We start from the raw sequence: 23,106 nt of genomic DNA on the forward strand, positions 1-23,106 counted from the left end.
TAGGGCAATCAAATGGTTGAGCCCCAGCCCGACAAGCTTGTGTTCTTGTCCTATCATAAACGCAACCGCGCCGTCGCGGACGCGCTGGCGCGTGCACTCAAGCGCGCGCTTAAAAGCCCGCTCGACAAAGAACACTTGATGCACGACGACGCGCCTCAGCCCGTTATTGAAGTCTGGTATGACGCGCATGTTGAAGGCGGTGATCGCTGGGATCCGTTGATCCAACGCAAGATTGGGCAAGCTGACATCATTCTCTTTCTGGTGACCGAGAGTTCTTTGGGGGCCACTTATATGTGGTCAGAGGAATTGCCGGCGGCGATTGAAAGACAGCGGGAAGGCGCGCGCGTCATTGCGCTGCACCATGGCGGAGTAGACGCCCCGATACTAACCCATGCAGCCACGCGGGGTTGCCATCGAGTGCCGTCTGAACGCGCCGATCGAATTGGCGAACGCAAATGGATCAACCAGGTGGTCGCCGCGGTAAAGATTGCTGTTCAGAATGCTCTGTTGCAACGGCCTGCTCCTAGCGGCGAATTGGCGAAGGCGCTTGAGGCGGCGCGCGAGGCGCTGACAAACACGCAAGGCCTTTTCGAGGGCGCGTCCACGATTCAGTTTGGCGCGGTGCTTGCGTCAGACATCCACCGTTGCCTGGGAGGATTGGAGGGGGCGTTCATCGTCACCGACCCACGGCAATTGGCGCGGAGTATCGAATATTGGCGCGAGCGCGCCTCAGTCTATCGGGTGAAGCTTAGTCTAACGCTTCCAGAGCACGCGCGCGCTTTGGCCGATCTCGTCCATGCGGTGGAGGCTGTGCAAGCCTGGGCCGGCGAAGAGAATGCGCGCGATACGGAACAGGCCAGGCGATCAGCCGTGGCCGAGGCGTCGCGGGTAAACCAGGAGATTGGCGACACGCGCGCGCGCTTACGGGCGGCAGACACCAGCCTGGAGACGCTCGCCCTAGCGGCCCGACCACCGACGCCATTGGAGGCCGACGCCCGCCAGCATTTTGTGATCCAAGGCGGCAAGCATGTGGAACTGGCCCAGTTGCTTCTGGAAGAAAAAGCCCCCGATGCTGGCGCCGTGTTGGAGGAGGTAGACGCGCTCTCGCGCGAGCACGTGGCTTATGACGCCGTTGTCAGTGAGCTGGGTGCGAATGCGAGCGATATCGCTCGCGAGCGTAGGCGTGATCTGGCCGAAGCCGTAGGCGACGCTGCAAGCAGTGCTTCAGCACTCTACGCACGTGTCCTCGGCAATGCGGCGCCTGGCGGGGATGTGCGTGAAGCCTCTCTGGGCTATGTGGAGACGGGCTGTTCGGACTTTGACGTTTGCTTCGGCGGACTGCCGCGGGGGGCCGTTACCTTGTTGGCGGCGCGTCCCGCCATGGGCTCCACGTCGCTTGCTCTGGGCTGGGCGCGCGCGATCGCCAAGCAAGCCCCGGTGCTCTACGTCACGCTCGATCTAGATGCAGAGCAGATAGCGACGAGAGCGCTCGCTGCGGAGGTCGAAATTGAACCCCATCGGATCCGCCGTGGCGAGATCAGCGAAGACGAATACGCAGGTTTGCGGGATGCGGCGCTAGCCTCCCAAGGCTTGCCGTTGCAGTTTGAGGCCGACCCCGACATGTCGCTCGATCAGTTGTGGGAGCGCGCGCAAGCAATCGCCTCTGGAGCCGAAGGGCTTGATCTCATCGTCGTGGACCCGGTTGACAGATTGAACGAGGGAAACGTTAGCGAGAATTTGGCCGCTTTGGCGCAGATGGCGCGCGCACTCGATACGCCTGTTCTTGCGATTGCAACCTTGTCGCCATCGGTCGAACGGCGCCGCGACAAGAGACCGGTGTTGCGTGACCTGTCGGGGCGCATCTTGCGCCACACAGGTATGGCCCTGATGTTGTACCGTGAAGAATATTATCACCTGCGGCGTGAACCCGCACCCGGGACTGAAAAGCACTACTTCTGGCAGAAGAAACTCGAGGAAGCCGCAAATCGAGCTGAGTTGGTCGCGGTCAAGCACCCCGAGCATAAAACGGGCGGCATCCAATTGATGTTTTCATCAAAAGGGCCAAAGTTCCTGGAGCTTGGCGATTAGGGGGCGTGATAGGCCGCCCTGCATGGTCGCCCGCGCCTGCGCTCAATCGGGCGCGAAGTTGAGGCGGCGAGCTTGGTTGAGCTTAATGGAAGTCTGGCCCAAGGCGCCGTGCTGGTTCTTAGCGATGGTCGCCTTATATTCCGTGTCGCCCGCTTGACTGCGCGCGACATCCAAAATGACATCCGCGTATAGGGCGACGCGCTCGAAGGCGCCCTCGTTAGATTGCGCGCCGTTCCAGGCGGCGAGGACTGGAATCGCCAAATCTTTCGCGAGCACCTTCAGTGTATGGGCGATGATCTCGAGCTCGCGAACACGGTCGGCGAAGCGATCTATTGGTACAATTTCAGAGATGTTGTCGACGATGAGAAGATCGAGGCCCGCCGTGCGCTTGAGACGCCGCGCCCGTGTAGTAATTTGCGCCAGCGTAATTGTTGGCGTTTCGTCGAAGTGAAGCGGTAGATTCTCTAGTTCGAGGGCTTTATCCGTAATCCGCCCATACGTGGAAGCGTTCAAGCGGCCCGCGCGTAAATCAGTGATGCTGATTCCGGTCGCGCTGGAGAGGATTTGCGTGGCGATGAGTTCAGCTGACGCGCGAACGGAGACATAGCCAACCACACCGCCGGAGTCGGCCAGATCGCGCCAATTGTCGCGGGTCTGGGCGTCCATACGAGCGCCGGCTACATTGAGCGCAAGATGGGCCGCGATTGCGGTTAAATCCGTCTCGCTCTCGCTGCACAGAAGCAAGAGATCCGACGCGTGCAGTCCTCCCAAGACTTCATCCACTTGGCTAAAGTGGGTGCGCAAGCAAGGATCGGGCGCTACGTCGTTACGTGCGAGCGTGGCGGTCTCTATCGATGATGTGAGCGCCCGACGAAAACCAAAAAAACCCCTATCGGAGTAGACGGGTTCGCTTATGCCGAAGAGCGATCTTTCGGTCTGCTCAATGATGTCGGTCGCGTTCATCGAGTCGGGCGGCTGTTGTGCGAGATCCAACATCTCGCGCGCCGCGTTGAGAAGCTGTCGCCGTAGTGCAAGGTCAACGATCCACTCAGCGTAGTATGCGGCGTCCGCGCTGGTTGTGGCTGCACGTTCCATCAAGCGCATCAAAAATACCGCGCCACCGGCAGCGCGCAGAGCTTCGTCGCCGGCAAACCTCTCCTTCAAGGTCACCCCATCCGCGAGCATTCCAGAAGCGATCATGGTCCCGCATTCCTCGAAAATGCGTCCATGTAATGGCAGGAAAAAGTGCTGTGCGTGCAGCCGTGACGTGATGCGATTGAGGATTTCGTTGTCGAAGAGAAGCGCGCCCAAAAGGGCTTCCTCTGCACCGAGGTCATGGGGCGGCGCCTCAATTACCGTATTGTCGTTGGCGTTGTTGGCGCGCTTCACCAGCTCCATGGCGTCGCGGCGGAGCAAATCGGCGGAGGAGGCCAAGGCAAGGTCTGCGTCGGAGGGGGGCACGCCTTGAGCGGCGGCCGAATTGCTATAAGCGCGCTCCTCGCGGCGAAAGCCGTCCACATTCACTTGCAGCGCTGTTACATCAACATGCTCTAGATCCAAATGCAGGCGCGCTTGTTCAAGCAACGGTTTGGCCTGATCGGAGAGCTGGCGCGTTAGAGAGGTGTTGCTCGCATAGACTTCATCCAAGGCGGCGCCCGCGTCATCCACGCTGGCGCGTGTCTTGGACACCATATCGGCGTGGATTTTCGAATCGAGCAATTGCCGCGGCGCAAGCGAGTCCAGGGCAGGCGCTGGCTGCTCCTCGCTCGCCCACGTTTGCACAGCCTCGATCGCTTGGACGAGTTCGCCCAATTCGTGTCCTAGTGCATGGATTGATGGGAGGATCTTCACGCGCGCGGGCGCTAACCGCCTACGCCACCCCTCAAGATCCACTGCAATCTGAAGCGGATCTGCGCCCGCGAGCGCAAGACGACATCCGGTGAGGCACGAGATGATCTCAAGACCCTCAACGGGGCCAAATGTGGCGTTCTCCATGCCCTTGAGCTTGGCGGCCAGGGCGATAGTGAGGCGCCTGGCTTCGGTAAGGGCGAGAGAAAAAGTGCGAGCAACACTCGGGCGCTGCTGCAGGCTAGCGTCCAATGTTTTGAACAAACCATCGAGCACAGCCTCGAACCACGCGTTCTCGCCAAGCTCATCGGCGGGTTTGTGTGGCAGGCGATGCAGCGTTTTCGTTTTAATATTCTCGTAGATTTGCGAATGCACGTTGGCGTGTCGCAACGGGATGAGACGGGCGCCCTCCGCAGCCCGATCGATCGCCACCATGAGTTCGCTGCCCCACATGTAACGGGCATTGAGCGACGCGGTCGTCACTAAGAACAATATGATGTCGGCTTCGTGCAGCTTGTTCTGGACCACTTCGTCCCAGTGGTCGCCGCCCTCCAGTCGCTCGTCGAACCAGAATTCGACATCTAGGCCAGATCGCGCCCGGCGCTCTGCGAAGCGACGCGCGAGTTCTGCAGCCAACACTCTGTTGGGCTTGTGATAGGAGAGAAAAACCAGGCGATCTGGCATGTCTAATCGTCAAACGCCCCGGTCGACCGCCGCTTGGATTTGATTTGGGCGCCAATGCGCTAATCCGAGCGTCAATTAAAACGAGCATAAGCAGAAGGCGTCAGAGCCGCAACTTAGCATTGATCGGCCATGCTATTCTACCGATCCGCTTGGGTTTAGTTTGCGGAGATCTTCGACGAATTTTTCCAGAGCGGATTTGGAGCCATAATCCTTGACCCAGAGTGGGGTGAGGGCCGCGCGCATGCCGCGCTTGCCACACCATTTGCAGCGCAATCTGCGCGCCGCCTCGGCGATCACGCCCCGCTCTCCCCACGCGCGCAACACTGCGTCTCGACTTGTCGCCGTCGCGCGGGTGCAATGCTCACATATGAAGACGATCCCGCGCATCGGCGGGATTTGTCCAAACCGCTTTGGCGCCGGTTCTGGCGTCCAAGTCTTCACGCCCAATGGTCGCTTCCCCAAAGCGACCCCATGCCGACGCTAGCATTGCCCACCGCGCGCAAGCGCTTCAATGCCGGTAAGGCGTCGTAATTGTGGGAATGTGTCGTTCAGGCCCGCCGTGCGGCGTCGAGTGGCGGGCTTCAAGGATCAAGCCCAGATGCGCGAAGCAAATATTCTACCGCCAAACGGTCGGTCGCTACGGAAGGAAGTTTGCTGTCTGGGGGACGACGCAGCTCCGCGAGATGCCCCCTGAAGAGCATGAGGCGATCGTCGTCGTCCTCGATCAGGAAGAGCGCCAGATCGCGAAGCGCCAAGATGAGAAGCGGCAGATTGCCATTGGCGACGCGCGAAAGATGCGCCGTCAGGGCGACATAGGCATTCTCTATCTGCTCGTGACTGATGGGCCGCCCGTCGGCCTCGACTGCGCACAAAAGCCAGCGCGCGATGAAGAGATTGAAGCTCAACTGACGCTCAACTTGCGTGCGGAGAAAGACATTTGGGTGTTGTCTTGCGCCCACTAATTCGCGCTCAAGGACGCCAACAAGCTTTTTGAGGTCGCCTACCTCATTCTCTTTCTTATGCTCGAGAAAGAATCGGGCTCGGTCCAAATGCGGAGGACGGATCGAAATGGCCCAAGGCGCGCCAAAGGTGTGCGCGTAGATCCACTGGGTCATTTGAACCGAGATCATCTCGGAGCGCGCGCGTAGTGCGTGATCAGCCAAGGCGTGCCGTGTTGCGCCCGATAGCGCCTTCTTGCATGCTGTCAGCGCCTCGTCCAAATCGGCCATACGCCGAAGCGCGAGTCGGCACGAAACGCTGACCAAGTATTCTGACTCAAGCTTGTCGACTAAGGAAGTTCGGCCCTCCGCGTCGACGCAGAGGCGTCGGCCGCGGCGCGCAAAAAAAACGGCCGCCATCCACGCATCGCGCTCCAGGCACTCAATCGCGGCGCGCCTGTAATCTTCGAAAGCGCCTTTGAAGTCCCAGGCCAACTCAATCTGCCGCTCTTCCTCGCGAAACAGTATGATCGAAGATCTTTGGTGGACAGCGTGGCGCGTACTGTTGGCCTCGCGCACTGTGTGAAGCGCGAAGGCCGCGTGATCGTGCGCGGCCTGGTCTGTCACGGACTCGACGTCGCGGAGCAGGTTCTGCAAATTCCTCGGCTGCTTCAGCCAAGAGGTTAGGTCCCGCACGATCTCGGGAATGTCTGCGATGTTCGCTTTCATGGCCACCGAGGCCAAGGTGGCTTCGCGCCATTGAGATGTCAGCGCTTCGATATTGGCTTGGTTCTCCGGCGTGCGCGACACCATCAGCATTTCGGTGCTACGCACGTTATCGAGGAAGGCGCCCTCCTCGTGATATTCCTCCACGACCTGATTGTTGGCGCCACTGTCATACGTCAACACCCGCAGGGCGCTCAGCACACCCAGCGCCGCGGCGCCCAGATTCTCGAAGCTTTGCCTCGCGGTGGCCCCGGGGGAGGGGCCGGCGCGCTCGGCGCCGCGCAAGTCGCGAATATTAAGCACTGGAGCGTACTGCGCCGGTTCGCGCAGCAAATACCAATCGTCGGCGTCGCCGGTCTGTCCGAGCGGGCTGGAAAAATACTGGCTGCGATAGACGCTATGCATCGCCGCATCTCGTGTCAGCAGCACGCATCGTCTCTGCGATCCTTCCACGCGCCATTTTTCGTTGAGAGCCGTCAATTTCGCCAAACTGACGCCATCGCGTTTGGCGTTGGTGTCGCTCTTTGTGCGCGTTTCGGCGATGGCTCGATATAACGTGGTCGCGAGATCTTCGTCGTAGTCGAGCGCTGCACCGGTCACGACATTCTCTGTCATGATACGACCAGAGCGAACGATCTTGGTTAGACGGTGGAGCACGCTCGTGTCGCGCATGAGCCCCAGGAGGGCCTTGTCATCGATCTGCGTCAGCAATTCCTTGACGATCTGAATGGGGCTCCCGCTCGGAGAGAAGTTTATCTCAGCGTTCTCGGATCCATAAGCGACCTGCGTTTCGCGGGTGCTCTCTTTGATTTGGCTCTGCAGATAATTGCGGAAAGTGGTGAATTCATCGTAGTGTTCCTGCGTAACGAAGAGAAAATTGCGCGCTTGCCCCGGCAGACGACCGCTCGCAATGTAGCTCGCCGTCTCGAAGGCGCCGACAATCACGCCCGTCGCCTCTGGACCCAATTCGTTTTCAAGTTTGTAGTCGAAGAAATCGTCCAGTGTCTCAGGGCGCGCAACACCGAACAAATTCGTAGCGTGGGCCAGATTCATGATCGTGCCGAGTTCGATGAGCACGTTCGCGTCGCAGAAATAGAATATTTCGGCCTTCTTCTTGCGGCGGCCGTCGAATTCATTTGCGCGCACCAACCGGCGCATCAGCACCGTGTGGCGCACATAGACTGAGGTATCAAGCACGCGGGATGTTTCACTCACCGTTGCCTCCCGCCGCGAGCTGCTCTTCATTCCACAATTGGAAGACGTCCTGGAGCAGGCCTCCGACAGGGACCTGAACCCAAGGGTGGGAGCGATTAATCGAGTTCACGCGGATGAGTTGCTGCAGATCGCTGCTGTGGCGATTGGCGCGTTCGGACCTTGTGGCGCGCGATGGGTCTAACCTTATTTTGAAATAAAGCGCATGGTTGAACTCGCGGCGCAAGCTATCCGAGAAAAGAGCGCGGACATCGTCCGAGAGCGTCCCGCTATACTCGATTGCTGCGATGAACGTCTCCAAGCCAATGAGCGCTGCGAGTGCACGCGCGATCTCGGCGCGTGCCAACGGGCTTAGGCGGGCGAGTTCGCGGGCGAAGCGGTTGACGTGAAACGCCCATGTCGCAGGAGAAGTCTGGGCGCTGGCCACCAGACAGGCGGCCGTATGACGATCACGCGCCCATACCTCATGAACACGCAATTGGGCCTCGAAAGCCGCGACCGCGCTGGCGTCATTGAGTTTGGCGAGGGTGTGAAATCCCGAGGCCACGATCGTGTCGAGCTGGCCTGCTGATAAAAAGTCCAACGCGCCTGAGCGCACGACATGAACGATCGCGTCCGCCGCGCCGATCGGACGCCAACGTCGGGTTAGCTCAAGCAGGATGGGCAATCCGCCACGCTCAGGTGTCCAATGGTTGAGAGCGAGAACGATGCCGGCGTCGCGGGCGGCGAACTCGACGCCCAATTGGGCGTTCACATACCTAGCCACGGAACGCGCGATCGATTCGCGCGGACTAAGTAGAATGGGCGAGAACGCCGTGCGTCGGATCGCCGAGGCTTCGTCACTCGCTCGTGACGCGCCGATCAAGAGCCATTGGCCCCAAACTTGGGCGTTCCAATCCTTCATGGCAGCCCCAAGTGTCTCTTGAGATCGGCCACGACCACGTCGATCGTGCGGAAGCTCTCAAGCGCGCTTTGAAAGTGCAGATCCTCGTCGTGGACAACGCTCGCGCTGCGCGCGCAGAAGACGTCCAGGTCGGTGATGATGCCGTCTAGCGCCAGTGGAGGTGCGACCGCTTCCATGACGCCGTCCGTGATCGCCGGCGGCAAGCTGGTGAGATCGGCCGTGGCGCCAAAGTGCGGAGGCCGTGTCGCGTCCAGATGACCCACCTTCAGGCGCGAATGTTCTGGACCGTCGAGCGCGGTGGGGCGTCGCGCGCTTGTGGTCAATTGCGCGCATCGAGCAGGCGTGCTCACCAAAATGAAATGACCGCTGCGCCGATCGGCGGGGAAACCAAGCAAGGCCAATAGATCCTCGCCAGTGCGCTTGGTGTGGCTTGCGTCCAAGATCTCGCTGTAATGGGTAAACCACCACATGCCGTGATGATGGCCCAAGATGGCGCCCGCGCGCAGGCGCGGGCTGGGCAGGTCGGCATCCTCGTCCATGGGAATCGCGCCATCGAGATCATCGATGAGGGAGGCGGGCTGTTGCAGCGCGCCCGACAAGTGCATGGCGTGAGCGAAGCCGTCGTTCTCCCGCGCGCCCACTTGATAGCAATCGGGACCACAGCACGATCCCGCGTACGCAGCGATGCGAGCCGCAGCCGCTTGCGCCAATTGCGCCTTGCTCCAACTCGGCTCGTCGATCGCAAGCGCGGAGGCGAGCGCATCCAATATGTTCTGTCGCAGGCCAGGCGCCGAGGCGGCGAAATGCGAATCCAATGACCAATGCAGATTGCGCAACAACACGCTCCCGTGGGGATCGGCCTTGAGCAGGTCGAGGTTGCGTTGCGCGATCACGGGGTCAAGGCTCATGCGGTCCACCCCGCTTCAGGAAAGCGAAGGGGCGTCATGGCGCGCGCCCAGGAAGTGAACTCTTCGGCGTCGCTCGAACGCGTCCGCTCTTTTCCAGGCTGGCGAAGATACGGCGCATGAGATCCACGTCCGATTGGGAATAGGCGCAGAACACAACCAAATCGATGTCGTTCGGCGCGACCAGCGGGCCGAAATCCTCAAGTGCGTCGATGGCCGAACTGACCAACAAGCCCGCGATCTGGGTTGGCTCTCGGCGCGCTTGCCCTGCACCCAGGAGCGGGATCGCCACCGAACGCCCGGGCGGGTGCGTTTGGCCGTTCATCGTGAGATCGCGCGCCTTCAGCAATATCTTGGCGACGCACTCTGACAAACGTGGGTCGGAAATGCTTTCAAAACCGCGCCCGTGCACGCCCCGGACGGAGGCCGCATGCAGCAGCGCCTTCACGCCATGGGTGGACTGAAGGCGGCCGCTCGTCGTCACCAAGACATCGCCTTCGTCGATATGATGCCTATTGCCCATCTCAGCCTTGAGCGCGATCGCGATCGTGTCTTCAAAGGTGGGGCTTAGCGGATCTGGGTCGGCCGCGCCGTGATAGCGCACGGTCGATGACACCGAACGCTCCACCGTGCGCGCCATCAGCATTTGGGTGTTCTCGGAATTGACCCAATAATCGATCGCTTCGCCGCCTTTCAGATTGCAGATGTCTCCAGAGCGAAAGCCAATGAAGCGCCCTGGCGCATTCACCAATTCGAACGTGCGATCCTGGCGTCCCGCCGCGGGGCTCACCACGCGCTCCACCCGCAAGCCCTTGACGTGGTAGTGAACCGGGCTGTCGATGGTGGATTGATTGGCCGCGTCGAGGATGCGCCCCTTCAGCGTGTCCACGGCGTCCGTCACCGTCTTCTTCGCGAGCGTGACGTCAAGGATTGGAATGTCTTTGACATCGAAAGGCGCGGCAAGCGGCGTGAGTGTTGGTCTTAAGAGTCCGTTGCGCTCAACGGCAAGATCGCCGCCGACAAGTCGCACCAACACGGTTCCAAATTGGCTGAGGCCGTGTCGCACGCCCAATTCATAAAACACATTTGCGTTTGGATAGGTGATGTCGGCCACGACCACATCGGCCTTGAAGATCTGATTGAGAAAATCACCCGTGATCGAGCCCGGCGCCTCGCGCGTGTCAGCGCGCTCGACGTCGAAGTCGGCGCCAATCGCGGCGGGCTCAATCAGCTTCTTGAACACCACGTCGAAGTTGACGCGCGCGCGTCCGACCGGCTTGACGCCGAATGGCATGACCACAAAGCACAGGCCCTTTTTGCGCGCCACGCCGGGTCCCCCAACCTTGCTTGCACTTTATAGTTGCAACCGAACGCGGTGTTTGTCCAGCCAAAGCGCGCCGATCAGGGTTTTCGCGTCGGCGAGGCGCCCGCCCTGGGCATCGGCGATGAAGTCCTCCACGCTCCGCTCGACAAGGCGGATGTCTTCTTCTGCGTCGCGCAATCGCTTTGACACCGCCTCGTCAGGCGACACACCAACAAGGGCTGCGTAATAGAGGTAGATGCGCTCTGAGCTGGCGCCTGGTGAAACGTAAAAAGTCGCAATGTGTTCAAGCGCATCTGGGCGTGCGCCGATCTCTTCTTCAGTCTCGCGCCGGGCTGCGTCTTGAGGCGTCTCCAAGGCGTCGATGACGCCTGCGGGCAGTTCGGTCATCACGCCTGATCCGCCAGCCAGCGTTGGATAGCGAAATTGCTCTACGAGCCAGACGATTTTCCGCGTGGGGTCGACCGCTAACACAGCGACGCTGTCGCCGCGTTCAAGACTCATGCGTGTGATGGTGCGAAGCGAGCCCTCAAAGTCGGGATATGTAACGACCGCTTCGTCGACATTGAGAAAACCTTCGAGCTTGCGCGTGATGCTGCGCACCACCGGGACAAGCTCCGACTTTTGATCGCGATCTTGCGCCACGAAGATAACTCCTAATTCGCACCCATGGCCGCCACGCATGAAGGCCCGAGTGGCGCCCAGTCCCTGCGACGTTGAGCATGGCACGAGACGCAGCGCTCTCAAAACGTAGGATGACGGCGCAAATGGAAACCCAACGGCATCCACGGCGCGCGCTGAACTAAGACTGGCGCAGCTCGATCGTTTGGTTTTGGCCAGCGCGCCTCTGCTTGGAAGGTGTCGGTGAGCATCTAGTCGGCGCGGATGTCCCCACTCATGCCCTCAAGCTACTCGCTGACGAGCACGAAGCGCCGCCGTTGTCTTTTTTTGACGAACTTATGCGAGCCGCCTCGGTCGGTCGCCGTTGACTGCAATTATGGGGAGAGCGACAAAACCACAAAGGACGGGGTGGGGAATGACAGAAGAAGAGGGGGCGCCTGAGCCCGAGCGGCGCGAAATGACGCCGCGCGAACGGCGCGTCTTGGAAATTCTGTTGTGGGTCGCCTCGCCATTGCTGTTGCTGACGGCGGCGGTGGCTATCGCGCTCGTGCTTGGCGCGCCGTGGCAGCGCTCTGTTGTGGTGTTCGCGCTTTGCGCCGCTATCGGTGGAGTATGGCTCCTCAGCAAGCCGCAATCATGGGCGCCGATCGGGCCGGTGCGCGCCGGCGCACTCATCTATTCAGGCATAGGCGCGCTCTGCCTTGCCTTGGTCTTTTGGGCGCCGCGGGCGGAGCCTGCGGCCAGCACGCCGCCCGATCGGGCGCAAACCGACCAGCCGCAAACAGCAAGCGCACGCCCACCGGCCCCGCGGCATCGCCGCTTTTATCCATGGCCCTACGCCGTCGCTTCGCTCACGCTCAATTGCCGCGCGTCGACATCGCCTGGCGCTTTCGTGGTGACGGCGACCACAGAAGATGGTCGGGAGTTTGCCCTGGGTGAGGGCGCTTCAGGCGCCTATCCGGAGATCGCGCCGATATTGAATTCGGATTTACCCGTTGATCAGATGCGGCAGGGCCAAGCTGCGGTGAGCGCGGCCGCAGCGAGCCTTTGCCCGCCGATCGGCCAGGCGTCAGCATCTCTCATCGCAACGCCGGGTGAAGCGCCGCCGCCACCTCCGCCTCCTCCAAGTCCTTGGGCTTACCAAACAGACGTCGATGAGATGAGCGACGGGCGGACATCGCACGCCTGCACGCGATCCACGAATGTCGTCAATCTTGGTTGGCCGTACGAAACCCAACGGGTCAGCCTCTGTGTGCGTCAGCATCCGCGTTGGGGCCAAGATGTGATCGTGCGTCTGGAGAGCCGCGGACAGTTTCTCTGCACCTCTTATCGGGATTGCACGGTGCGCGTTCGCTTCGACGATGGCGAGGCCGCGGCTTATTCGGCGCGGCAACCCGCAGACAATTCCACGGAAACCATCTTCATCGTGAACGACGCCCGCTTTGTCGCCAACCTCAGGCGATCCTCTCGCGTCATCATCGAAGCAAACTTCTATCAAGCGGGCGCTCAGCGAATGTCGTTCAACACCAGCCAGCTAAACTGGCCGCCCACCTAACGCGTCCATGATGGCGCGCCTTATCTCCGCGGCAGGCGGGAGGACCCACGATTGGGTTGGACTAATTTCGACGCAGCTCGATCGTTTGGTTCTGGCTAGGGCGCGCCTCTACTTGGAAGGTCTCAGTGAGCATCTCCACGAACGCATCCGCATCGGCGCGAATGTAGCCGCCGACCCGCAGGTCTCGAAGCTCATCGCCCACGATGACAAAGGATTGCCCGGTCTGCCGCTCGATCTCGCGTGCAGCCTCAACCAGCGTCTCGCCATCAAAGGACAGCATGCCATCGCGCCAAGCTATGCGGCGCGCAGCGGCGTCGGCGTCCAACACAACGCGCTCCACCTGATTGCGGCCGAGAATGATCTCCTCATTGGCGATCACGCGCTGAGGAGTGCTGGAGCCGCGGTTACTCGCTTCGATCACGCCACTCAGCACTGTGGTGCGCGCATTGTCGGGGCTCAGGCGCGTGACGAAGGACGTTCCGAGGGTGCGGACTTCACCGAACTTGGTCTTCATCACGAAGGGGCGCGCGGGGTCGGGGGCGATCTCGAACAGCGCCTCGCCGCGTTCAAGGTGCGCCAATCGCAGCTCGTCTGAATACGTGATGCGCACGCGGGTGTCGGCGCTGAGCGTGACCTTGCCGCCATCGGGCAGATCAACCACGCGATGCTCCGCGATTGTGCTGGCATAGACCTCGCCATCAGGCAGAAGGAGCGGCACGGCGATGCCCGCCGCGAGCACCGCGCCGCCGACGCTCAGGCCAACGAGGAGACGGCGCCGGTCGGGCGAGGGCGGGATATCGTTTGCCGGGATCGGAACTCTACCGCGCGCAAGATCGAGCGTGTCCCAGGTCCGACTGACCGATTCATGGGCGCGTCGATTGAGTTCGGATTTGGCAAGCCAGATTCGGAAGCGTTGATGGTCTTTGAGCGTAACGTCTTCGCCCTCAAGCAGCGCGATCCACCGGGCCGCTTCCCGCTCGGCTTTCTCCTTGGCGGTGCGGCGCGGCATGTCGAAGGCCCAGAAAAGAGATCAGACATCGTCTTCTTCGGCCATCACCATGCGGTGACATTGCGCAATGGCGTCGGAGACATATTCCTGCACGGTGCGATGGGATTTGCCCATCAGCTTGCCGATCTCCCTATAGGATAGCCCCTCGATCTTGAAGAGGAGCAGGGCGCGGCGCTTGTGCTCAGGGAGAGAAGCGATCGCGGCTGCAGCGCGGGCGGCGTTCTCCTTGGCGATCAACGCTTCCTCTGGAGAGGGGGCGTCGAGGGCGACCTCGATGCGATAGGCGTCGGCAGACATTGCGAAGGGTGCGCGCTTGCGGCGGCGGGCCTCGTCGATGGCGAGATTGCGCGCGATGCGGAAAAGGTATCCGCGATGCATCAATGGCAAGTGTCTGAATTCTACCGCGCGAAAGAACGTCTCCTGTGTGAGATCCTCCGCCATTTGCGTGGTGGTGAAATTTCTAAGGAAATTTCTTAGTCGCGACGCCTCGGACGAATACAGTGAAAGTAGGGAGCCGGGGCCGTTTGATGTATGGCGTCTAGCACTCGTCACTACGAATGTCACTTATATCAGGTCGACTGATAGTCATCATGCATATCTCTGACGTGTGTGGTCAAGAGACGCCCGCACCCCAAGCGCTTGCTATCTCGGCAGGTGATCCGGCTCAGAAATGAGCGCGGTTGGAAGCAGGATGAGTTGGCCGACGCGGCGCAGATGGCTCGCGGCTCTGTTTCAAAGGTAGAAGGCGGAGAGTCCAACATTACGCTAGACACGCTTGAGAGGATTGCGGCCGCGTTCGAGGTGTCTTGCGCGCAATTGCTTTCCGAAGACTAGATATGGATTGTCACTCATAGTCGGTCGACCTATAGTCATCTTAGGAAATAGGCACATGGCGTGCCGAAGCCTTCGACCAGCGCGCGTGAGACTTTGGCCCTCAATCTTATAAGGTTGAGGGGGAAATTAGGTTGGACGCAGGAAGTGCTGGCTCACGAGGCCGGAATTCATCGGACCTATATTGGCGATCTTGAGCGCCAGGCGCGGAACGTCTCGATCGATAACATTGAGCGGCTGGCCCATGCCTTGGGGGTCGAGACCTGGGTTCTTCTGAAAAGGGCGCAGTAAGAATTTTTGTCGTTAAACTCAGCAATCGTCGCGGAGCTTGCTGAAGGCAAGAGTGCCGGCAACGGCGGCACCTCCGAGACACAGCGCTTGCCGCCAGATTTCTGAGGGAATTTCCCCGACGCTCAGGTCGTCGAGTAGGAGATACGTGACGATCGTTGAGCAGCCGGCGTAGAGCGATCCCAGCAGCCAACGTGCTGGCGTTGAGCAATTCTCATAGAGCCGTCGCAGTCCGTAGAATGAAGCGACGGCAATTGTCAGCGTTATGATGATCGAGCCAAGCCATCCAGCATTGGTCTCGAATGCGAATTGACCCGCCACGATCCCGATGAGGCAAGGAACAGTGTAGACCGCGTATTTGTACGCGACGTATCCCATCGCAAAGGCGACGAATAGGATGAGCGGGAGCGCAACGATCATTTGATGCTCATCACACCAAGGCGGCGTGAGATGTCTATGACCCGTTCCGGCTAGTTCAGCGGGAATTTAGAGCACAATCGATGTTCTCTTCCGGGGCATGAAGAGACGGTGGGAAAGTTGCGTGAGGTGTTCAAAGCCGACCCTCGCGGCTCGACGGTCGGAGTGGGCCGGCAGCCCGAGGTCTAGAGGCTTATCGGTTCGGATCACTCCCGCTACTAACACCGAACCTGAATCTTTAGCTGCCAGCGCGGCCGGCGTCGTGCCCAAACTCACAGCGGCAGGATGGGATAGCGAACCGCATTCCAGCGCCGAACAGCGTACGATCACGGACGGTCCTGTCACTCCGGTCAGCACAGGCTTCCTCCGCGGTAGCACGTCTTCCAGTCCCAAAGCACGACCCAGTTTGATGCTATGCTCCCAGCGATTCTCGACAAGGCGTTCAAGGGAGGGCTCTGATGGAATTCGACCCCGCCGTCTCGTTTGACGATAATCTCGCGCGGTTCAGGGCGGAGTGCGAAGCCCTTGACCCCGAGTGCGCAAAAATCTTGTTCGACAATCTGGCGACCCTCATGCCAGAGGGCGACACGGATCGCACACGCCAAGCGGTGCAGGAATTCAATCAGGCGGTTCTGACCGCGCTCTCGGCCTTGCCATGACGCGCTATTTTCTCGCCTCCGTGACGATTGAAGGCTTCAGGGGCATCAACAACGATGGCGATCCCTTGATCCTGCGATTCAGCAAGGACAGGGTCAATTCGGTTCACGCACCCAACGGTGTAGGAAAGACATCCATCTTTGAGGCTTTGCACTTTGCCATTCATGGCACCGTGCCAAGACTTCAGGCATTGCAGGACGCCGAGCGTGGCCAGACCTACGTCGTCAACAAATTCCACCCGCAACAGACCGCAACCGTCGCGCTCGTTTTTTCCACTGATGACGGTACGCCCGATGTTGCGATCACGGTCACGCGCCAAGGTGCGGGCAACCGCACCGTGTCCTCGCCCTCCGGCCACCCAAACCCCGAGGAATTTTTGGCCGCACTGCGCGAAGACTTCGTGCTGGTCGATTATCCGCGCTTTGCATCGTTCGTCGATAGCTCCGCGCTCGATCGCGGTCGCACATTTTCGTCTCTGATTGGCCTGAGCCGCTATTCGCGTTTGCGTCAGGCGTTGGATGGCGCGCGCAACACACGCAACATCAACACCGATTTGGGCCTTTCCAGCCTCGATACGGAAGTAACCAATGGCATCCGCGCACTCATCGCGGTGGAGGGACGCATCAAGACGGCATTTGAGGAGGTGACGGGAGCGTCACTCGCAAACCTTGACGACATTCCCCGTTGCAAGGCGGACGTGACCGGAGCGCTTGCGGCCATCCCGCTTCTCGCTCCGACGCTCGCCACTGCGAGCGTGATGGATTTGGACTTTGATGCAGCCGAAGAGGTCATCGACCGGGAAGAAGGCGGCGAAGCGCGGAAGAATCTGGACGCGCTAAACACAAGCATTGCGTCTTTGATGGCGCTTGCCGTCAGCCAAACGGAGACGGAAGAGTTCGACACGCTACTGGAGCTTGCGCTAGCGCGGGATGAGGCCATGCGCAAGGTCGGCGCAACAGCCATCCACGCGCTTCTCAAAGACGCTCTGGCAGTCGTCAATGGTGGCGACTGGCATGACCCGTGCCAATGTCCCGTGTGTGAAGCCACATCGGAAACGCCGCTACAGGGCCGGTTGGAAGCAAAGATCGGCCTCTATGACGAAGCCGAGCGAATGGACGCCGAGCTGGCGCGAAAGACCGCGGCATCAGCCTGCCTTGCCAAGCTACAACGGCTTGAAGAGTTCGCGGTGATGGGGATTGCCGTCGCTGACCGTGTTTCGCCCACACTCACACTGGCGACGCGCCAATCCGGCGTCACAACGGCTGATTTAGACCGCGGTAAGGCGCAGCTCGCCGCCCTCGAAATCAAACGTGCCGAGGCGCTCAATACGGCCAGTGAAGAGGTCGCAAAAATCCAAGCGGCTCTTCCGCCTTCGCTCGTGCAGGTGACCCGCACTCTTGGTCAGGCAAAGTTGTTCCGCGACGCCATGCGCGAATATGAGGCGGACTTACCAACGCTTGCCGCAAAGAAGGTCAAGCTCGACAAGCTCAATCGTTGGAAGACCTTTATTACGAATGCCGCGCAAACTTTCGCCACCGCCGAAACAGCGATCGCAAATGCGCGCATCACCGATATTCAGACAAGCTGCCAAGACCTCTTTGGCCGTCTTGTGCGCGGCGGCCCGGATGTCCGACCTACGTTGAGTCGTGCGGCGAACAGCGAGAATGTGGACCTGAAGCTCGCCGATTTCTTCGGCCTTCAGGATCAGAGCGCCCGAGCGCTTCTATCGGAAAGCTATCGCAACGCCGTCGCCGCGTCGATCTTTCTGGCTTCAGCCACGCGCCACAGCGGCGTTCCGCGCTTTATGGTGCTAGATGACGTAACTTCCAGCTTCGACGCTGGGCACCAGTTCAGCTTGATGGACACGATACGCAGTCACTTGCGGCACGGGGCGACAGGTGGCGTACCGGATGGCCTGCAATTCATCATCCTTAGTCACGACACGAGCCTTGAGAAATATTTCGACAGGCTGGGCAATACGACCGAGTGGCATCACCAAAAGCTGCAGGGGATGCCGCCGCGCGGGCGCGTCATGGTGTCTGCGCAACAGGCTGACCGCTTAAAGGCGCAAGCCCAGCAATACTTGAACGCCGGACAGGTCGAGATCGGTGAGCCGTTTGTCCGCCAGTATCTTGAATACAAGCTGGGGCAGGTCATCACGCGGCTGGGCGTCTTGGTGCCGCCGGACTACGCCACGCGCGGCGACAAGCGGACGCTGTCGACCTATATGGACGCAATCACCAATACCGTCGCGCTATATCAGGCGGCGGGGCGTTGCGTACTGACGCCGCAACAGATTTCGGATCTTCAAAATCGCCATGCCACGGCAATCATGTCCAACTACGTGAGCCACTATGAATCTGGCGCAGGAACGCCGTTCAATGCCTATGCGCTACTTGGTGTTTTGCAGAGCGTGGATGACCTAGCGGCTTGCTTCACGTGGACCGACCCGAGTGACGGACAGACGAAATACTTCAAGGCGCTGGATAGACGTTGATTTGAAGGGCTTGCCAAAGGTCCGCCTTGAAGTGCCCCTTGATGAAACATTCACCTCGCTTCTTTCTGCGGTGCAGTCGCGTCGCCTCTAGCTTTGCATGAGCCCAAATTGGCGACGCCGCATTTAGCGACCGCCATCACCTGGCCTGAACGAGACGGGGAATACAACCCATCGGCCAGCCGAGGGTGTGCCGTCCTCGAGCACCGGCCGCATTTGAAACTCGCGGACGAGATTGAGCGCGGCTTGGGAAAACTCTATCGACCGCGGATCGGGCGTGACTACACTGCAGGCGCTCAAGCGTCCATCGGCCCCGACCAAACAGCGCAAAGTCACCCGTCCGCCTTGTTGGCTGCGCTGCGCGCGCGGAGGATAATAGCGCGCCAACGATTGGCTGCTTGGCCGGCGTGCCCAGCTGATCGCGTCGCCTTGGATTACAGCCGCCTGGACGGGCGTCTCTGGCGTCGCGACATCGTCGCGGACAAAGCCGATGCGGCCATCTGGGAGCACCACACGATACCAAATTCGCCCAAACGATGTGGTGCGGCCAGTGACGTTGAGCCGTACGCCCGGTGGCAGCCACACCAGCGGCTGTCCAGCGCGAGCAGGCGTCGCGCGCACATTCGCGCCGTCGTCGCCGGTGAGCAGCTGCGGCGAGGGCGCATAGGTTTCGATGACCAGCTCCACGCTCGTCGGCGACTCCGTTTGCTGCACGACTAGACCGTCGTCGCGGACGAAGCCTTGGCGCCCCTCAGTGGACGACACCTGAAACCAGGTCGCGCCCGGCAGCGTCACGCGGCCAATAACGATCAGTGTCTGCCCCGGGCGCGCCTGGCCTATCACATCTGAGCGTGCGTCCGGCTCTCCGTGCACGATTGCGCCGCCCGGGCCGGCGACGATCGGTGTGCTCGCTGCGTAGGGTTCAACCTCGTAGTCCGGCGCGGTGCTTTGTGCTGCGCGGTCGGCCGAAGGCGATGGTGTGCGGCGCTGAACGGGGCGCTGCTGACGCAACACGGTCACATCGTCGCGCACGAAGCCGACGCGGTCGTCGTCGATGACGACGCGATACCAAATATGATCCTCACCCTCTATGCGTCCTGTCACGTTCAAACTGGTGTTCGGGGCGAGACGGATCAGCGCCTCGGCTTGTAGGCTCGCGGCTGCGCGGACGTTTGCGCCTTGACTGCCCGCGGCCAACGGCTGGGGCGGCCGGTACGGTTCAACGACGGCTGCCTGCGCTCCTGCGCGGGAATCTTCCTTCGCTTGGTCGCTTTGCAGCCTTTCGATGAACGCAGTGCCGCGGCCCCAAAGAGAACCGGCGAAGCCTCTGACCGGCGGCGTGAACGCGAGCATCACTAGGACAATGAGAGTCGCAAAGATGGCGATACGCCCCAACAGCCGACGCCAGCTTGTCGCCCCTTTAGCGCGGGCTTCACGCGCCAAGCTTTCCCGATAGTCGCGGGCGCGGCGCTCAAATCCGTCATCGCGCCGTGGCGGCGGCGGTGTCGGCGGCGATGAAGGTGGAGGTGGAGGCGGTTCCTCTCGTGGCAAGGCGTCTTGGCGGCGGAATTCGTGCCGCGGTGGTGCGCGCGCTTCGCTTGCCGGCGTCGGCGCCGCCTTTTGTGGTGGTGGTGTGGGTGCTGGAGGCGTCGGCGGGCGTGACGGCGGGCGCGGCCGTTCTGTTGTCGTCGCGCCGCCGCGTTGGCTGGTGCGCCGCTCTTTCTCCCTCAGCTCCTTGTTCTGATATCTGATCTTAGCTTCGGCCCGTCGTAGGCGATCGGAGAGCGCGAGCCGCGCCTGATCATCTTCCACGATCTTCTGCGCGGCAGCCTCGGAGGCGTCGATGAATTCTTGCTCGGCTGGCTGTACGCTGGCCCCCGGCGGCGTTCGCGACATCCAGCTTTGCGCGTCTTCCAACAGCCCGCCGCGAAGCAAGAGATAATCGGGTTTACCACGGCGCACCCAATCGTGAACCTGTTCGGCTAGACCGGTTTGAAAGCGTAGCCAGAACTCGTCGACCCGAAGCGCCTTCTTCAGCCGCTCATTGCCGTCAAACCAGCCGGATTCCGAAATGGCCGGATTGGAGTAGAAGTAGATGTAGTTTAGCACAGAGAGGCCGGCGGGCGGTGCAGCACCTTCGAGGTCTTGCGGCACCACCGGAATGATGCGCTTGCCGCGGCTGTTAGCTTCGTCGACTTCCCACTGGCACATTTCGGACGCTGCTGACGACGCCGTCAGCACGAAAACCACCGTGTCCGATTGCAGGATAAGTTCGCCCAGCCGTTCTTTCCACACTTCGGCGGCGACAATGTCACTACGGTCGATCAGCGGATGGAAGCCGGCGGCCTCGAGCGCGCGGTACAAGTCTTCAGCAAAGCCGCGATCGGCGCGCGAATAGGAGATGAAGACCTTCATCCGGTCTTCGCCAGCGTCGAACTGGTCGTCGGCCATTACTCCGGCCTCCTTTCGCGCGTTCATCTTAGCGCGGTTTCAAGGATGCGGAAGCGCCCGGCGTCGGCCCCCTCCAACGGCGACCGCTGGATCGGACGAAGCGAATCCTGTCACGCGAGAGCACGGATTCATTGGATATTTCCGGCGCTCGACGCCACGGCGCGCGCGTTCAGTCATCGTTGGCGAAAGGGTGCGGGAAATGGCGAAGCCCGGTTAGGGTAGTCGCGACTGGTTCATCGCGGCGTGGCTTAAGCTGCTGGAGAGCACGCGGGCGCTGCAGTCGCTCAACTTGACCGCCGCCACCGCTCATATTTTTGGCACCCATCGGAGAAGTGATGCCGCGCCATTCAGTGGGCTCGGCTGCGCTGGATATCGAAGTCTTTTGGTGTCCGTTATGAGAAGGTCGAGGGCGGACTTCCGCTTCTGGGATTCATCGACGCATCGGCGCTTGTGCAACTTCTGAGATGGCGTCTCGCTCTTGCCGTTGGCGGAATGCCTACCGACGTGAAGCAAACGCTGCAGGTCGCAAATGGGATGTATGGTGTAGCCCCGCGATGTTCGCGTCGTTCTTCAGACCGTGCGCGCCGATCAGCGTTCCACTTGTGACGGCGCTCCTCCGACGACGATCTTGATACAAGATTTAGCGGTCTCGCGCGCTCGCAGCGATTCTTTCGCAAGAGCCCCGCACACAACCTTGGCGACAGGTACGAAATTGCGTATTCCGTTCCTGGCGCTGCTGGGGGCTTGAAGGCTGGTGAACCGGGACTTGAGTGTCAACGTAGATGCTGCAACCTGGCCGGCCGGAGGTGCGCCGTTCCCCGCCACGTTTCCGACCTCGCCGCAGATGCACAGCGTCAATATCCCGGCGATGCTCTTGATCATCGGGTATATTACGACGCCCGCACACGCTTTCGGAATTTCGCTGAGCTCTTATTGGGCATGGGTGAGATACCTGCATGCGATTTCCGACGACCCGGACCTTCGCATAACGACATCGTTTGCAGATTTGGACAGTCATCAGAAGACGATCCTAAGCGACGACTTCGGTATGGGTGCGCCTCTGCACTGGCTGCTAGATGTCATTCCGTTTAGCGCGATCTGTGATGGTCGATACTTCATCGAGCGCCACGCTGCGTCGACCGGCGCCACAATAAACGTCGCCGGCAAGCGTGGATTGAGTAAGTCGCCGGACTTTGTCTTTCAGGACCTCAACGGAATTTGGCACGTTCTCGAATGCAAGGGCACTCAAAGCGGGCCCAAGTATCGGGAGACCCAGTTCGAGACCGGCCTTCAACAAAAGCGAACCATCCAATTTGCTAATACGCCCGCCAGTCAAAATCTCGTGGCGGGGCTATCGATTGGTGTGGAGGGCGTTGCGTCTTCTGATCTGAAGGTGATTGATCCAGAGCCAAATCAGGCAGGAATATTGCGTGTTGAGAATCTCTCTGCAGCGAAAGACGCGGCCACCCGTGCCATGACCGCTCGGGCCCTTAGATTGTCCGGATTTGAAGCAACCGCCAACGCGGTCTCCGCACCCACCGGCAAAGATCCGTTTTCAACTTACACGTCGAACGCGAGGGTAGAGAGAGTGCGCGTTGAAACAATCGATCGGAAGACGAGATTTGCGGAGGACGAATTGCGTAACCGAGGCGCGCGCGAAGCGTTCGCGCACGCCGGTGAACAATTCAGGGGAAGGTCGGTCCGGCTTGATCTGTCAGCCGCCGTCAATGCGAAGAGCCTTGAAGCGAGGAGGGCCTACATCAGGCAGGGCGTCAGCGTGCAGGCGCTGGAGGAACTAGCGGCCGAGCCCGTCACTCCTGGTTTCATCCAAGACGTTCATCCTCTGGTATCCGAAGCTCTCGATAAGGTGTCAGTTGAGCATGACGGCGGGGCCGCGACGCTGCGTGTGGGAAAATTGTTTCATGCTGAGATTGTGCTCGAGCCATGATGCGCAATGTCTAACGAAAAGCATCACGAAGGCGCATGACGTAGGAGTATCAATTCAAAAGAATGACCAGTAACGACCGTTGTCGGCGTGCGCCGTGCAAAGGCGGCGCTTTCCAGTGGGTGCAAGCCCCACCCGGCAGATGCTCCAGCCGGAAGCGATCGGAGCAGACAGGGAGGTAACGAACTGGCTGAAGCCTTCGATAATCGTGT

General features: G+C 60.5%; 18 protein-coding genes and 1 pseudogene. 8 read left to right on the forward strand and 11 right to left on the reverse strand.

All coding sequences use genetic code 11. The annotated features are described in order from the left end of the window. Positions 1-12 precede the first annotated feature (12 nt). A pseudogene (locus EPJ54_RS20510) lies at positions 13-351 on the forward strand (toll/interleukin-1 receptor domain-containing protein); the annotation flags it as partial. A 429-nt stretch (positions 352-780) separates the two neighbouring features. Continuing rightward, on the forward strand, positions 781-2,088 hold the full coding sequence (locus EPJ54_RS20130) for a DnaB-like helicase C-terminal domain-containing protein (RefSeq protein WP_239590966.1): 1,308 nt from the start codon (positions 781-783) through the stop codon (positions 2,086-2,088). 42 nt (positions 2,089-2,130) lie between these two features. On the opposite strand, the gene EPJ54_RS15670 is transcribed toward EPJ54_RS20130, so the two are convergent. The 7 genes from EPJ54_RS15670 to EPJ54_RS15695 form a co-directional block, all read right to left on the reverse strand. Further along, positions 2,131-4,620, reverse strand: coding sequence for a DnaB-like helicase C-terminal domain-containing protein (locus EPJ54_RS15670; protein ID WP_135212667.1), 2,490 nt, complete (start codon positions 4,618-4,620; stop codon positions 2,131-2,133). Between the two features lie 132 nt (positions 4,621-4,752). Continuing rightward, positions 4,753-4,917, reverse strand: a complete 165-nt coding sequence (locus tag EPJ54_RS19910; protein WP_167755769.1) for a hypothetical protein — start codon at positions 4,915-4,917, stop codon at positions 4,753-4,755. Between the two features lie 284 nt (positions 4,918-5,201). Next, positions 5,202-7,499, reverse strand: coding sequence for a hypothetical protein (locus tag EPJ54_RS15675; RefSeq protein ID WP_135212668.1), 2,298 nt, complete (start codon positions 7,497-7,499; stop codon positions 5,202-5,204). Continuing rightward, the gene (locus tag EPJ54_RS15680; RefSeq protein ID WP_135212669.1) at positions 7,492-8,400 is read right to left on the reverse strand and encodes a hypothetical protein; all 909 of its coding nucleotides are present in this window, start codon (positions 8,398-8,400) and stop codon (positions 7,492-7,494) included. The genes EPJ54_RS15675 and EPJ54_RS15680 overlap by 8 nt, the downstream gene beginning before the upstream one ends. Next, complete coding sequence (locus EPJ54_RS15685; RefSeq protein WP_135212670.1) at positions 8,397-9,308, reverse strand: hypothetical protein; 912 nt, start codon at positions 9,306-9,308, stop codon at positions 8,397-8,399. The genes EPJ54_RS15680 and EPJ54_RS15685 overlap by 4 nt, the downstream gene beginning before the upstream one ends. 34 nt (positions 9,309-9,342) lie before the next feature. Then, the gene (locus EPJ54_RS15690) at positions 9,343-10,632 is read right to left on the reverse strand and encodes a macro domain-containing protein (protein ID WP_135212671.1); all 1,290 of its coding nucleotides are present in this window, start codon (positions 10,630-10,632) and stop codon (positions 9,343-9,345) included. 27 nt (positions 10,633-10,659) lie between these two features. After that, complete coding sequence (locus tag EPJ54_RS15695) at positions 10,660-11,271, reverse strand: NUDIX domain-containing protein (protein ID WP_167755770.1); 612 nt, start codon at positions 11,269-11,271, stop codon at positions 10,660-10,662. A gap of 391 nt (positions 11,272-11,662) precedes the next feature. Here EPJ54_RS15695 and EPJ54_RS15700 point away from each other — a divergent pair, with 391 nt between their 5' ends. Next, positions 11,663-12,802 (forward strand): hypothetical protein, encoded by a 1,140-nt coding sequence (locus EPJ54_RS15700; protein WP_135212673.1) that lies wholly within the window; start codon positions 11,663-11,665, stop codon positions 12,800-12,802. A gap of 61 nt (positions 12,803-12,863) precedes the next feature. Here EPJ54_RS15700 and EPJ54_RS15705 read toward each other — a convergent pair whose 3' ends face one another. Continuing rightward, entirely contained in the window at positions 12,864-13,811 is a 948-nt protein-coding gene (locus EPJ54_RS15705; RefSeq protein ID WP_135212674.1) for a FecR family protein, read from the reverse strand. 21 nt (positions 13,812-13,832) lie between these two features. Beyond that, positions 13,833-14,375 (reverse strand): sigma-70 family RNA polymerase sigma factor, encoded by a 543-nt coding sequence (locus tag EPJ54_RS15710; RefSeq protein WP_135212675.1) that lies wholly within the window; start codon positions 14,373-14,375, stop codon positions 13,833-13,835. Between the two features lie 90 nt (positions 14,376-14,465). On the opposite strand from EPJ54_RS15710, the gene EPJ54_RS20460 reads away from it, so the two are divergent. Both EPJ54_RS20460 and EPJ54_RS20265 read left to right on the forward strand, forming a co-directional pair. Continuing rightward, positions 14,466-14,645 carry a helix-turn-helix domain-containing protein gene (locus EPJ54_RS20460; RefSeq protein WP_167755772.1) on the forward strand — a complete coding sequence of 60 codons (180 nt, stop codon included), beginning with the start codon at positions 14,466-14,468 and terminating at the stop codon, positions 14,643-14,645. Positions 14,646-14,705: 60 nt separating this feature from the next. Next, positions 14,706-14,933, forward strand: a complete 228-nt coding sequence (locus EPJ54_RS20265) for a helix-turn-helix domain-containing protein (protein ID WP_135212676.1) — start codon at positions 14,706-14,708, stop codon at positions 14,931-14,933. Between the two features lie 18 nt (positions 14,934-14,951). Here EPJ54_RS20265 and EPJ54_RS15725 read toward each other — a convergent pair whose 3' ends face one another. Then, positions 14,952-15,350 carry a hypothetical protein gene (locus EPJ54_RS15725; RefSeq protein WP_135212677.1) on the reverse strand — a complete coding sequence of 133 codons (399 nt, stop codon included), beginning with the start codon at positions 15,348-15,350 and terminating at the stop codon, positions 14,952-14,954. A 455-nt stretch (positions 15,351-15,805) separates the two neighbouring features. On the opposite strand from EPJ54_RS15725, the gene EPJ54_RS15730 reads away from it, so the two are divergent. Continuing rightward, entirely contained in the window at positions 15,806-16,006 is a 201-nt protein-coding gene (locus EPJ54_RS15730; RefSeq protein ID WP_135212678.1) for a hypothetical protein, read from the forward strand. After that, a complete protein-coding gene (locus tag EPJ54_RS15735; RefSeq protein ID WP_135212679.1) occupies positions 16,003-18,501 on the forward strand; it encodes an AAA family ATPase in 2,499 nt (832 codons plus the stop codon). The genes EPJ54_RS15730 and EPJ54_RS15735 overlap by 4 nt, the downstream gene beginning before the upstream one ends. Positions 18,502-18,624: 123 nt before the next feature. On the opposite strand, the gene EPJ54_RS15740 is transcribed toward EPJ54_RS15735, so the two are convergent. Next, entirely contained in the window at positions 18,625-20,949 is a 2,325-nt protein-coding gene (locus tag EPJ54_RS15740) for a TonB family protein (protein ID WP_167755773.1), read from the reverse strand. A 766-nt stretch (positions 20,950-21,715) separates the two neighbouring features. Here EPJ54_RS15740 and EPJ54_RS15745 point away from each other — a divergent pair. Continuing rightward, positions 21,716-22,897 carry a hypothetical protein gene (locus tag EPJ54_RS15745; RefSeq protein WP_135212681.1) on the forward strand — a complete coding sequence of 394 codons (1,182 nt, stop codon included), beginning with the start codon at positions 21,716-21,718 and terminating at the stop codon, positions 22,895-22,897. The last annotated feature ends 209 nt before the right edge of the window (positions 22,898-23,106 follow it).

The organism is Vitreimonas flagellata (assembly GCF_004634425.1).
GTDB lineage: Bacteria > Pseudomonadota > Alphaproteobacteria > Caulobacterales > Aquidulcibacteraceae > Vitreimonas > Vitreimonas flagellata.